Annotated in this window: 16 protein-coding genes; 9 read left to right on the forward strand and 7 right to left on the reverse strand. The window is 57.7% G+C overall.

Annotated features, from left to right (window positions below; translation table 11 throughout):
• Position 1: 1 nt before the first annotated feature.
• Positions 2–391, reverse strand: coding sequence for a hypothetical protein (locus tag ACXZ66_RS03860; RefSeq protein ID WP_458750606.1), 390 nt, complete (start codon positions 389–391; stop codon positions 2–4).
• Between the two features lie 143 nt (positions 392–534).
• Here ACXZ66_RS03860 and ACXZ66_RS03865 point away from each other — a divergent pair, with 143 nt between their 5' ends.
• A complete protein-coding gene (locus ACXZ66_RS03865) occupies positions 535–945 on the forward strand; it encodes an HAD family hydrolase (protein ID WP_458750607.1) in 411 nt (136 codons plus the stop codon).
• 2 nt (positions 946–947) lie between these two features.
• Positions 948–1,442 carry a DUF6912 family protein gene (locus ACXZ66_RS03870; protein WP_458750608.1) on the forward strand — a complete coding sequence of 165 codons (495 nt, stop codon included), beginning with the start codon at positions 948–950 and terminating at the stop codon, positions 1,440–1,442.
• Here ACXZ66_RS03870 and rsgA read toward each other — a convergent pair.
• Together rsgA and aroA are read right to left on the reverse strand one after the other, a co-directional pair.
• Positions 1,416–2,438, reverse strand: a complete 1,023-nt coding sequence (gene rsgA, locus ACXZ66_RS03875; protein ID WP_458750609.1) for a ribosome small subunit-dependent GTPase A — start codon at positions 2,436–2,438, stop codon at positions 1,416–1,418. The two genes, ACXZ66_RS03870 and rsgA, sit on opposite strands and share 27 nt — an antisense overlap.
• On the reverse strand, positions 2,431–3,723 hold the full coding sequence (aroA, locus tag ACXZ66_RS03880; RefSeq protein ID WP_458750610.1) for a 3-phosphoshikimate 1-carboxyvinyltransferase: 1,293 nt from the start codon (positions 3,721–3,723) through the stop codon (positions 2,431–2,433). Before aroA ends, rsgA begins: the two co-directional genes overlap by 8 nt.
• A gap of 10 nt (positions 3,724–3,733) precedes the next feature.
• On the opposite strand from aroA, the gene ACXZ66_RS03885 reads away from it, so the two are divergent.
• From ACXZ66_RS03885 to rsrA, 3 genes are read left to right on the forward strand one after another with little or no spacing between them, the layout of a single operon-like run.
• A complete protein-coding gene (locus tag ACXZ66_RS03885; RefSeq protein WP_458750611.1) occupies positions 3,734–4,393 on the forward strand; it encodes an SOS response-associated peptidase in 660 nt (219 codons plus the stop codon).
• A 28-nt stretch (positions 4,394–4,421) separates the two neighbouring features.
• A complete protein-coding gene (locus ACXZ66_RS03890; protein WP_458750612.1) occupies positions 4,422–5,018 on the forward strand; it encodes a sigma-70 family RNA polymerase sigma factor in 597 nt (198 codons plus the stop codon).
• The gene (gene rsrA, locus ACXZ66_RS03895) at positions 5,015–5,293 is read left to right on the forward strand and encodes a mycothiol system anti-sigma-R factor (RefSeq protein WP_458750613.1); all 279 of its coding nucleotides are present in this window, start codon (positions 5,015–5,017) and stop codon (positions 5,291–5,293) included. The genes ACXZ66_RS03890 and rsrA overlap by 4 nt, the downstream gene beginning before the upstream one ends.
• Before the next feature lie 65 nt (positions 5,294–5,358).
• On the opposite strand, the gene ACXZ66_RS03900 is transcribed toward rsrA, so the two are convergent.
• Positions 5,359–5,433, reverse strand: coding sequence for a 50S ribosomal protein bL37 (locus ACXZ66_RS03900; protein WP_370513275.1), 75 nt, complete (start codon positions 5,431–5,433; stop codon positions 5,359–5,361).
• A gap of 143 nt (positions 5,434–5,576) precedes the next feature.
• Entirely contained in the window at positions 5,577–5,837 is a 261-nt protein-coding gene (locus tag ACXZ66_RS03905) for a WhiB family transcriptional regulator (RefSeq protein WP_458750614.1), read from the reverse strand.
• A 576-nt stretch (positions 5,838–6,413) separates the two neighbouring features.
• Here ACXZ66_RS03905 and ACXZ66_RS03910 point away from each other — a divergent pair.
• Complete coding sequence (locus ACXZ66_RS03910) at positions 6,414–6,851, forward strand: hypothetical protein (RefSeq protein ID WP_458750615.1); 438 nt, start codon at positions 6,414–6,416, stop codon at positions 6,849–6,851.
• Here ACXZ66_RS03910 and ACXZ66_RS03915 read toward each other — a convergent pair.
• The gene (locus tag ACXZ66_RS03915; RefSeq protein ID WP_458750616.1) at positions 6,848–8,041 is read right to left on the reverse strand and encodes an Rv3212 family protein; all 1,194 of its coding nucleotides are present in this window, start codon (positions 8,039–8,041) and stop codon (positions 6,848–6,850) included. The genes ACXZ66_RS03910 and ACXZ66_RS03915 overlap by 4 nt on opposite strands.
• Positions 8,042–9,307 carry a DEAD/DEAH box helicase gene (locus ACXZ66_RS03920; protein ID WP_458751258.1) on the reverse strand — a complete coding sequence of 422 codons (1,266 nt, stop codon included), beginning with the start codon at positions 9,305–9,307 and terminating at the stop codon, positions 8,042–8,044.
• A gap of 195 nt (positions 9,308–9,502) precedes the next feature.
• Here ACXZ66_RS03920 and ACXZ66_RS03925 point away from each other — a divergent pair, with 195 nt between their 5' ends.
• The 3 genes from ACXZ66_RS03925 to ACXZ66_RS03935 are packed head-to-tail and all read left to right on the forward strand — an operon-like array spanning position 9,503 to position 11,466.
• Positions 9,503–9,742 (forward strand): DUF3107 domain-containing protein, encoded by a 240-nt coding sequence (locus ACXZ66_RS03925; RefSeq protein WP_458750617.1) that lies wholly within the window; start codon positions 9,503–9,505, stop codon positions 9,740–9,742.
• A 20-nt stretch (positions 9,743–9,762) separates the two neighbouring features.
• Complete coding sequence (locus tag ACXZ66_RS03930) at positions 9,763–10,725, forward strand: DUF3152 domain-containing protein (RefSeq protein WP_458750618.1); 963 nt, start codon at positions 9,763–9,765, stop codon at positions 10,723–10,725.
• 18 nt (positions 10,726–10,743) lie between these two features.
• Positions 10,744–11,466 carry a TIGR02569 family protein gene (locus tag ACXZ66_RS03935; protein ID WP_458750619.1) on the forward strand — a complete coding sequence of 241 codons (723 nt, stop codon included), beginning with the start codon at positions 10,744–10,746 and terminating at the stop codon, positions 11,464–11,466.

An 11,466-nucleotide genomic window follows, 5' to 3' on the forward strand; every position in this document is an offset into this window, starting at 1 on the left:
CCTAGAGCACCTTAAAACTGATCAGCCGTCCGCGTTCAATGCGGGCGGCAAATCCATATGTCCGCTCTTCCGTTGCAGCCGTCCCGAATACTTCGCCATTAGCGCGGGTGTGGAAGGAGAGAATCCTGACTGGTCCGGAGGTTTCGGATCGTCGTTTAGCGGCAACGTGCATGCGTACGCTGTGATCAAACCGTGCCTGCTGCAACGCCCGCAGCTCGCGGATTCCGAAGGCCGCATCCAACGCGACCTTGACCAGGCCCGCGGGTGAACCCTGGCTGGCTCCGCGGGGTTCCGTGCCACGCGGACGAGTGCCGCGAGGTACGGGGCGAGGGTGAATTTGGCCGGGAACCAGCACGCTGAGGTGCGTCTGACCGGGAACGGGATAGTACATGAGAAACTGCCCTCCAAAGGAATGAAGAAATTCAGGTGTGCTGAGGAGGGCGGACGTGGCATGGGCTAGGTAGTATTGTGTCACGATTAGTTCATTCACGCGCGCCGAGAGGCCGCTTCATTAATTTATAGAAAGTCGGGTTCATGCGAGGACTTATTGTGGACTATGTCGGTGTCTTGGATGCCGATGATGAAGATCAGCGCCGGTGGCGTTCCCTGCTTGCGGCAGTCCGTGACGCAGGGGTAGCGTCCGCAATCTTGTCCAATGATCCAGGCGGGGAAGGCGCTGACCAGATCCGCGAGTGGGAGTTCCGTGGCATCGTGGACGCGGTTGTGCTCTCCGGCGAGATCGGCGCGGAGAAGCCTTCGCGCGAGGCTTTCCAAGCGGCAGCCGATGCGATCGAGGCGGACTTGTCCGATTGCGTGCTTATCGACGATGACATCTTGAACGTCCGCGGCGCCGTTGATAACGGCATGATCGGTATCCTGCACACCAGCTTCGACCGCACCGTCGTAGAAATCCAGTCCCTGTTCGATATTGAGGGTGAGTTCTAAGAGTGCGCGTCTATATTCCGGCGACGTTTTCCATGCTCGAGACCCTCGATTCTGAAGGTCAGATGCCGGTGCGCAATGGCTGGGGATTTGCAGCTACCGAAGAGTTGGTGAATCTCTATGATCTGGGCGATCAAGAAGAAATCGACATGATCGCCTTCGACGATGCCGCACTGGCCTCCATGCGCCTGCTTGCTATCGGCGACGAGGAGAAGTTCCCGAACCGCCGCGTGGTCGTCTCCGTTGACGTTGACGCGACACCCATGCCTGATATGGGCGAGTCCGTAGTCAAGGTTGCCAGCCCGATTGCGCTCGAGGACGTCGCAGCGATCCACGTCGACTTGGAAGAGGCCGAAGAGGCAACGCAAAAGGCAGTTTCGCTTATCGACGAGGCCGACCTCGGCGACGAGGACGCCGAGTTGGCAGTAGGGGACGCCCAGGACAACTACATGGCGTTCTACGACCCGAGCGAGCTACCGTTCCTGGTCGAGCTGCTTTAGGTCCCATTCGTTGTTGCTGCGTAGCGCGGCCAACAGCTTGCGCACGGCCTGAGCGCGGCGCCAGGAGGGCGAGCCCTCTTCGAACTTGTCCCAGGCGCATTCCGGGTCGGCTGGGGGGCCGGCGTGAGTGCAGCCGCGGGGGCAGTTTTCAGCTGCCTCGGCGAGATCCTCAAAGGGTGCGATCACGTCCTCGGGGGAGACGTGGGCCAAACCGAAGGAGCGGATACCCGGGGTATCGATGATCCAGCCACCTTCGGGCAACTTCAGTGCCACCGATTGCGTGGAAGTGTGGCGTCCCTTGCCAACGCCGGATACTTCGCCGGTTTCGCGCTGGGCATCGGGCACAAGCCGGTTAACTAGGGTGGATTTCCCTACTCCGGAGTGGCCGATGAGTGCGGAGAGGCGATCGTCGATAAGCGAATGCAACTCTGTGAGGTCGTCGTCGATGCCGGTGGTGAGCACCTGGACGTTGAGGTCGGCGAATTCCGCGGCGAACTCGGAGGGGTCGGCGAGGTCGGATTTGGTCAGGCAAACTACCGGGGTCAGGCCGCCGACGAAGGCTGCGATGAGCGCGCGCTCGACAAATCCGGTGCGTGGTGGGGGATCGGCGACGGCTGCGACGATGAGTAGGATCTCGGCATTCGCCACCACGATGCGCTCGTAGGGGTCGGAATCATCTGCCGTGCGGCGCAACACGCTGGTGCGGTCCTCGCGTTTGACGATGCGCGCGAGCGTGTCCTTTTTGCCTGTGGTGTCTCCGACGACGCCGACGCGGTCGCCGACCTCGATGGAGGTCCGTCCCAGTTCGCGGGCGCGCATGCAGGTGACCAGGGTGTCGTCGTCCAGTACGACGCCCCAGCGGCCGCGGTCCTTTGTGGTGACCATCCCAAAGACTGCATCCTCATGCTTCGGGCGGTCCTTCGTGCGAGGCCTTGAGCCTTTGCCGGGGCGGATGCGGACATCGGATTCGTCGTATGACCTGCGCGACCTAGCCACGGAGCATGTCCGCCCACATCTTCTCGAAGCCCGGCAGGGTCTTCGATGTTGTTGCGATATTTTCCACTTCGACGCCTTCGACGACGATGCCAATGATCGCGCCCGCGGTGGCCATGCGGTGATCGGCGTAGGAAGCCCAGGTGCCACCGTGCAGAGGAGCTGGTGTGATGCGCAGGCCGTCGGCGAGTTCTACGCAGTTGCCGCCAAGATTATTGATCTCGTGGGTCAGGGCCGCGAGGCGGTCGGTCTCGTGGCCGCGCAGGTGCGCGATACCGGTAAGCGTGGACGGCGTGGAAGCCAAGGCGCACAACGCGGCAACAGTGGGGGTGAGCTCGCCGATATCGCTCATGTCGAGGGTGACGCCGGTGAGCATGCCAGCCTGCGGGCCGCGGACCTCGAGAGTGTGGGTGGGGCCCTCGGCGATGAGCTCGACTTCGCAGCCCATACGCTCCAGGATGTCGCGGATCACGTCGCCGGGCTGGGTAGTGGCGATTGGCCAGTTCGGGATACGCATGACACCACCTGTGGCGGCCGCTGCCGCGAGGAAAGGAGTGGCGTTGGACAGGTCGGGCTCGATGTGCCAGGTTCGGCCTTCAATTTCGCCGGGATGAACGCTCCAGGTGTTTTCGCTCGTGGTTACGGTGACTCCGGACTTGCGCAGCATGTCCACGGTCATTTCGATGTGTGGCATTGAAGGCAGCGACTTGCCTGCGTTATGCACCGTTACCCCCTTGTTGAAACGCGGGCCAGCGAGCAGCAGGCCGGAGACGAACTGGGACGAACCTGAGGCATCAATAGAGACCTCCCCGCCTTCTGCCTCGCCGCGGCCGTGAATAGTAAATGGCAGTGAGTCGCCCTCGACTTCCACGCCGAGTTTGCGCAGTGCGTTGAGGATCTCGTCCATGGGGCGGTTGCGGGCGTACTCGTCGCCGTCGAAAATGACGGGGCCGTTTGCAAAGGCGGCCACTGCGGGTGCGAAGCGCATCACGGTGCCAGCCAGCCCGCAGTCAATGTCGGCGCCGTGGAGTGGGCGGGGGGTAACGGTGATGATATCGGTCTCGTCATTACTGCTGTGCTCAAATTCCGTGCCGAGAGAGGCCATCGCCTGTTCCATCAGGTCCGTATCACGGGAACGTAGTGCGCCGATGATCTTCGACGGATAAGACGCCAACGCCGCCAAGATGTACGCGCGGTTAGTGATTGATTTCGACCCAGGGATGGTCTGGGTATGGGCAATGGGGCCGCGGGCGGTCGGGGCATGCCAAAGATCTGTCATACAGTACATAATAGATGGTATGTGTGGACGATTCGTTCTCTTTACCACCGGCGAGGATCTCATGAGCGAGATTGGCAATCTACCTGGTGTGACCTCCGTGGTCGCCCCCGAAGGTTTGCCCGTGCCGCGCTACAACGTGGCGCCGACCCAGAAGGTGCCCGTGGTGCGCTTTGCAGGCTCCGAGGCCAGCATCGAACCCGCCCGATGGGGCCTGTTGCCTGCCTGGAAGAAGGATGAGACGGGCCCGCCGCTGTTTAACGCGCGCGGTGAGACCGTGGCCGAGAAGCCATCGTTTCGCTCCGCGTTTAAGGCGCGGCGCGCGATCATGGTGCTTGACGGCTACTACGAGTGGCACGAAAAGAAGCCATACTACGTCACCCGCCAGGAAGGCATGCTGTATGCCGCCGCACTCTGGGAGACTGGGCTCGATCAGCTGTCCACCACGATGGTGACCACGGCCTCGCAGGGCAAGATTGAATGGCTCCACGACCGTCTGCCGTTGTTCTTGCACGAAGATGACATTGAGCAGTGGGTCAGTGGCTCTCCAGAGCAGGCCCTTGAGCTTGTCCAGCCATCACAGCTTGCCGACGATCTGCAGTGGAAGCCGGCCGACCCCGCAGTGGGCAATGTGCGCAATGATTACCCTGAGTTGATCTCAGATTCGACCACCTTGTTTTAGAAAACTGGTTGTGCTTTACAATGGCCACATGTCACAGACCGATAGTTCTCAGCGTTTCACTGAGGAGGCCATGCCACTTCTGGATCAGCTCTACGGTGGCGCCCTGCGCATGACCCGAAATCCTCAGGACGCCGAGGACCTCGTCCAGGAAACGTATCTCAAGGCATTTAAAGCCTTTGATTCGTTCAAAGAGGGGACGAATTTGAAGGCATGGCTGTACCGCATCATGACGAATACCTATATAAATACGTATCGCAAGAAGCAGCGTCGCCCGCTGGAGACGTCGGCGGATGAAGTAACTGATCATCAGCTCTACACCACGAGCACACATGACTCGACCGGCCTGCAATCGGCCGAGGTCGAGGCCTTGAAAAACATGCCGGATTCCCAAATCACCGAGGCATTGAATTCGCTTTCCGACGATTACCGCATGGTGGTCTACCTCGCCGATGTCGAGGGCTTGGCCTATAAAGAGATCGCTGAAATTATGGATACGCCACTCGGAACTGTGATGAGTCGTCTCCATCGTGGAAGAAAACAACTACGGGGTTTGTTGAAAGACGTAGCAGCCGAAAAAGGCATTGGATTAGACCACCCAGACATGCAGGAAGGAATCGAGCAATGAGTGCCGAGAACCACGAGGAAAATTGCGGCAAGCAGTGCGACGATCAGCAAGCGCTTCTCTGCGAGCTACTCGACGATGACACAACCCCAGAGCGCGCAGAAGAAATTCAAACGATCATTGCAAGCTGCCCCGAGTGCTTCGGACGATTGAAGTCAGAGCAAGAAGTTAGGGCCATGGTGCGCCGTTGTGGGCAGCCAGAGCCTGCGCCTGAGCAGCTGCGCACGCGTATCATGCAGCGTATTTCGATTACCTATACTGAAAGTCACTGGTCATAATCAAATATATAAACCAACGAAAAACGCCCTCTTTCCTGTGAAAGGAAAGAGGGCGTTAGCTGTTCTTAAGCATTTGGACGCTTACCGTGGTTTGCGCCCTTCTTGCGACGGTCCTTACGCTTACGACCACGCTTCGACATATGCGGCCTCCTTCGAGATAGGTGAGTAGATAACTTCTTACCTACTGACAATAGTGTTTTGGATTATCAGCAGGAAATTTGGGTCCTGTTATTAAAGGAGGCCAGCAGAAGAGGAGACTTTTTAGAAAGTCGCGCTAACGCGCTTATGCGGTGACGCGAGCACGACGACCGCGTGCCTTGTTGCGACGCTTGAGAGCGCGACGCTCTTCTTCAGACAAGCCGCCCCAGACACCAGCATCCTGGCCGGTTTCAAGTGCCCACTTCAGGCACTGGGAGGTTACTGGGCAGCGGTTGCAGACCAGCTTGGCCTGGGCGATCTGGGAAAGTGCAGGGCCGGAGTTACCGACAGGGAAGAACAGTTCTGGGTCTTCATCGCGGCAAATAGCTTCGTGGCGCCAATCCATGGTAATTTTCTCCTTAAGTGTTTCGAACAGCGAGTTCGGTGTTGCTTGTTGTTGCTTGGTGTTGTGAGACTTTCAATGCGCACCACAAATAGACCCCATGTGAAGTGGGTGTCTAATGCAAAGTGTTTGCGTACCAAGTGGTGGGACGGCAGTCCTGCGGTGGTTCCGAGGCCCATCAACTTTACTTGGTTTTAACTCCGTGGTGACCGAGAGTTAATGGCTAATTAATTAGCCCGTCGTTTTTGCTACCCGAGAATCATGACATGTTTAGTTCATTAGCGCTAGAGTTAGCGCCTAAAATGTGATGAAGCTCACATAATTTCATGCAGTTAATCTACGTAACCTACGCCACATTTTCTAAATGTGTCCATATCACCAATGGCGTGACCTGCGGTTATCGGGACTAAAGAAATATGCGCACTTCTTTGGAAAGGTCAAATCTTCGTGGTTCAAATTGGGGCGCAGATCACATTTCCATTAAGCAAACTGCATAAGCTGCAAGTTACGTTGAGTTTGCTTTGACTTAAAGTTAAGGGAAAGCGGAGAAAATTCCCAGGGAAGCTAGACTCGCTTAATGTGACGAAGAAACCTCAAGCACCAGGAACTCAGCTCCCCGCCCCATTGAAATGGGCCGCGATAATCTCGCTCGTACAGATGGTTGCCGCATTCATTTACGCCGGCATGCAAATTTATTGGGAGATAGCGGGCACGGAGCAGTCCTCGGTGGAATCGGCAAGCCCGAATGCTCAGTACGTTGGATACGGCACCGCCATCTTCATCATCTTGGTCTTTGGCGGGATGGGCGTGGCCGCCGTTGCCATGCTGAAAGGTAAGGTTCGGGGCCGCGGTCTGATCGTGCTGATGCAATTCATCCTGCTCGGCGTTGCCTATTTCATGATCACGGGCGGAGCAATGGCGCTGGGCATCGTTACCGGCCTGTCGGCGATCATCACACTTATCATGCTGTTTAACCCGCGCTCTACCGAGTGGGTTGCCTCGCATTACGGCGCTTAGCTTAAGAAGAACAACTCGTCGCCACGCTTTTCGACGATGGTGCCCCCCGCGGAACCGAGCGATACCGTGCCGACATAGCCCCCGCGATCGACCGGAATGGTGCGCTCGACTTGCTGGGCATCCCAATCGGCTACGGCGATCCCGCCCTCGACAGGGTATAGCAGCTTGTTGTCCACGGCGATACCTGTGCCCAGTGCCCCCTGGTAAACAGTTTGTACGGCCATGGTCTGCGGATTCATGAGCCAGAGGCTGGTGCCGTCGAAGAAGCTCTCATGGTTCGGAAGCGAGTGAACTGCAGGTTCGAACAGCGTGGGAATCTCGCCGAGAGCTGCAACTTTGGAGCGAGAGACTTCGACTCCTGAATCGTTGATTCCGATGACTTCTTCGGTCGTGGGATCGTATATAGCTGCGACATGAGTGCTTGTACCAACAAGCACGGAGCCGGGAGAGATCGTCGCATTTGCGCGGATTTCGGGTGCGCGTGAATCCTTCGGCGTGGTGTCCTGGAAACGCAGCCAGGTCGTATCTCCACAGATCTCGGTAACAGTGAAGAGGTCTGAACTAGTCAGTGCCGAGGTAATGAGGCAACCTGAATTCGGCTGCATGCCAGCCTCTTGGGGGGCTTCTACTTCTCCGTACTCGACGGTGCGCACCAGATCTGAACGCCACAGCTCAGTGCGCGCTCCACTGACCGTGCCCACCCGCTCTTTCGAGGAAACAGAGACGACTTCATCAGGGGCGTTAGCGGAACGAGTGCCGGCATAATTGCCAGAACTTGCATCAATGGCCACAACATCGCCGCAGCCCACATTGGTACGGTAGGTAGCTACTACTTTCCCCCACGCTGAGGCGAGAGCGCACAACTCGTCGTCACGCGAATAACTCCAAGCCTGCGAACCCGCCGGCGTATAGGCGCGCAGGGTATGCCCGTCGTAGCCCACGGTCATCCCGGACGCCACAATCGGGGCAAGCGCGGGGGAGGATTCGGAAACGCGTGTGGTCTCGTGAAGAGTTTCCGGGATCACGGTGAGCTGGCCGTAGTCTTGATGCGTACTGTTCGCCGGTGTGAGCTCGGCAGAGCGAATGGGCGCGGTGAAAAAAGCTATCAAGACAACCACCACAACAATCACGGTGATCACACCGGTGGCAATCCAATCCTTCTTCGAGCGATTCAGGGGTGCGACGGCCATTTAGGAGCGGCCCCGAAGACGCGATTGCCGGCGAGCGGAACTTGAACCGTGTGGCCTGCGCCCTTGCTGCGACACTGATTTCGCACCGACAACCTTGCGTGGTTCGCCGACCGTGGCGGTGGCATCCTTTGGAATATCCAGGGCTTCATAGAGCTCGGGAGATGTGGAGAACCACTCTGGTGGGGAAGGTTGCTCGAGGCCAAGCTCGGCGTTAATCAAAGACCACTTATGCAGTTCGTCGTAGCCGACCAAAGTCACTGCCGTGCCGGACTGACCTGCACGACCGGTCCGGCCAATGCGGTGAACATAGGTCATTGGGTCATCTGGCGTTTGGTAATTGATCACGTGGGTGACATCGTCGACGTCAATGCCGCGGGCAGCAACATCGGTTGCGACAAGGATCTCCACGGAACCAGTACGGAACGCATTTAGCGAGCGCTCCCGGGCCTCTTGGCCTAAGTCACCGTGCACCGACCCCACGGAGAAACCCCGCTTGGCCATGTCCTCGGCTACTTCGGCAGCCGTGCGTTTTGTCCGGGTGAAAATGATGGTGCGCCCGCGCCCCTTAGCCTGAAGAATGCGGGCGGTGACCTCGGGCTTGTCCATCTTGTGCGCCTGAAAAACCACTTGCTTCGTTGTCGCGTGGGTGGCACCGGCATCTGCGGATTCTGCCCGGATATGTACTGGTTTGTGCATGAACGTGCGAGCCAATGTCAGGATCGGGCCGGGCATAGTGGCCGAGAACAACATCGTTTGGTGCTTATGGGTCAGTGCCGACCAGATTTTTTCAATATCAGGCAGGAAACCGAGGTCGAGCATCTCGTCGGCCTCGTCGAGGACTAAAATTGCCACCTTATCGAGGGTGAGCGAGCCACGCTCGTAGAGATCAAGCAGGCGACCAGGAGTGCCCACGACAACGTCTACTCCAGCGTCCAACGCTTCGATTTGCTCGTCGTATGGGCGACCGCCGTAGATGTTAAGCACCTGGATCGGCAGATTGACTGCAGCCTGGGTTAGATCAGAGCCCACCTGGACTGCAAGCTCGCGTGTGGGAACGACCACCAAAGCGCGTGGAGTGCCGTCAAGCTCTGCGATATCAGCATCGTCAAAAACCCTATCTAGCAGGGGAATTCCAAACGCATAGGTCTTACCCATACCCGTGCGGGCCTGCCCGATGAGGTCGGTGCCGTCCAAGGCCAAAGGAAGCGTGAGCTCCTGAATAGAAAACGTATGCGTGATGCCTTGTGCAGCAAGCGCGTCGGTGATTTCCTCGGCGACACCAAGCTCGGAAAAAGTCGGAGTTGGTGTTGGAGTATTGGCACCGTGGTCTAAACGGTCTTGACGGTCTGAGTGGTCTAAGTGGTCAGATACGTTCGAGGACACACGAGCTATCTTAGCCGACGCGACTACAATAGAATCACTGTCGTATTCAGCGACCAAATCAACAATTTACTAAGGATAGTGAAAACCCACATTATGGATATCAAGATCGGTCTTCTCCAAAGCCCACGCGAACTGGTTATCTCTAGCTCTGATGCTCAGGAAGATGTAGTAGAAAAGATTACTCAGGCCATCGAGTCCAACCAGGCTACCGTGACCCTGCAGGATGCAAAGGAGCGCAAGTTTGTGCTTCGCACCGACCGGATTTCTTACGTCGAGGTTGGCCAGTCCGCTCCTCACGCCGTGGGTTTTGCGGGCTAATGCGCTAAATTGTTTGTACTATGGCAGACCTCCAAGATTTCGAAGGTGATCAGCACGCCACCTCGCAGGGGCAAGACACCGAACCAGAATCAAAGCGCTCAAAATTTGAAGCGTTTTTAGTTCGGTTTGCCCGTGAGTACGGGTGGCGCGCCTACGCCATCCCTGTGCTCGCTGTAATCACCATTTTTGTGGTGGTTGATGTAGTACGAACGCCTTCTGAAGATGCCTCAGCGGCGGATTACACTTCAGAAGTTTCTTCTTCGACAGGTTCTCGTACCCCCAGCGCCTCGCGTGGCCCTGGGCCCGATCCTTCACAGTCGAATCCCGTCCAGATCGACATGTCGAGGCTGCCTGCCGGTGGCTCCTTCACCCAGCAGGGTGAAAAAACTTACCGCGTTGTTGGTGAGCCGGGCCTAGTTGCCGGCCAGGGGGATTCGTTGGTAACTACCTACGTCGTTGAGATTGAAAACGGCGTGGATACCAGCTCCTACGGCGGCGACGCAGCATTTGCCCGCATGGTGGATGCAACGCTTTCGGATCCCCGTGGCTGGACAAATGACCCCAGTTTCCGTTTCGAGCACGTGACGCCCGACCAGAACCCTGACATGCGTATCCAGCTCTCGTCAGTAAATACAACGGCTGAGATGTGTGGCGCAGACTTGGAAATGGAAACCAGTTGCCGCACGACCTTGGGTGGAGGCAACACCGTCGTACTCAACGAGGCGCGCTGGGTCCGCGGTGCCGCACCATTCGAGGGTGACCTCGGTGCTTACCGCCAGTACCTGATCAACCACGAAGTCGGCCACGGCATCGGATACGCTGACCACGTCCCGTGTGGTGAAGATGGTGCGCTTGCCCCGATCATGATGCAGCAAACGTTGAGCCTGAACAATTCTGACCTGCAGCGCATGAACCCAGACGAGGTTTATCCGGACGATGGTAATACATGCCACGCGAACGCTTGGCCGTTCCCAAATCTGTAAGTCCCAAAGGAGTTTCACGTGGCATTACCTAAGCACGTCTTGTCTGCATTCCAGGCCGATTCTTTAAACCCCACCGCGTTGGGCCAGGCGTGGGACAACGGAGTGTTGTACGGAAATATTGTCGTCTCTCAGGCGAACTCTACGGCCGCGTGGTCGGCCAAAATCCGCGACAAGATCTCCATTGACGGCGTCCGCGTTGCACGCCCCGTTCGTGCAACTGACGGACGGTTCATCGTTGGCGGATACAAAGCCAGCGATTACATCGAGGGCGAGAACGCGCGACGCGTCGACGAAACCATCGCTGCAGCATTGCGCTTCGATACGGCGATGGCCGAGGTCGAGGTCCCCACAATAGAGCGTGACGACGAATGGGCCGCCGCGGACCGTGCTGCGTGGGATGGAGCAGACGTGCCTGGAAAGCCACAGGTCTGCCATGCGGACTTTCTTGCCTGCACGATCTACTCCGGAACCCTGCTCCCAGCTCTGACTGATATCGTGCCAACGGCAACGCCACACCCGCACGGATATAGTGCCGCACTTGTCTTGGTCGATGGCCTGCTTCACCGCGCTGTGGACAGCGCGGTCTTAAGCCGATGGATGCACGTTCCGAACTTCTCTGAGCTTTGCCAGCGGGCGTTGGAATACCGCCAACGACTGGTCCAACCAGGGGATATTTACGCGCTTTCGAACATTGAACGAGTTGAAAAGCTCATCATGTCTGACGCGTCTGCAACAATCTAG

This window comes from Corynebacterium sp. S7 (genome assembly GCF_054401105.1).

Excerpts from the sequence above, each read along its gene's own strand:
- aroA (WP_458750610.1), bottom strand. The coding sequence starts at position 3,723 with ATGTACTGTATGACAGATCTTTGGCATGCCCCGACCGCCCGCGGCCCC.
- ACXZ66_RS03885 (WP_458750611.1), top strand. The coding sequence starts at position 3,734 with ATGTGTGGACGATTCGTTCTCTTTACCACCGGCGAGGATCTCATGAGC.
- ACXZ66_RS03930 (WP_458750618.1), top strand. The coding sequence starts at position 9,763 with ATGGCAGACCTCCAAGATTTCGAAGGTGATCAGCACGCCACCTCGCAG.
- ACXZ66_RS03915 (WP_458750616.1), bottom strand. The coding sequence starts at position 8,041 with ATGGCCGTCGCACCCCTGAATCGCTCGAAGAAGGATTGGATTGCCACC.
- rsrA (WP_458750613.1), top strand. The coding sequence starts at position 5,015 with ATGAGTGCCGAGAACCACGAGGAAAATTGCGGCAAGCAGTGCGACGAT.
- ACXZ66_RS03865 (WP_458750607.1), top strand. The coding sequence starts at position 535 with ATGCGAGGACTTATTGTGGACTATGTCGGTGTCTTGGATGCCGATGAT.
- ACXZ66_RS03860 (WP_458750606.1), bottom strand. The coding sequence starts at position 391 with ATGTACTATCCCGTTCCCGGTCAGACGCACCTCAGCGTGCTGGTTCCC.
- ACXZ66_RS03905 (WP_458750614.1), bottom strand. The coding sequence starts at position 5,837 with ATGGATTGGCGCCACGAAGCTATTTGCCGCGATGAAGACCCAGAACTG.
- ACXZ66_RS03890 (WP_458750612.1), top strand. The coding sequence starts at position 4,422 with ATGTCACAGACCGATAGTTCTCAGCGTTTCACTGAGGAGGCCATGCCA.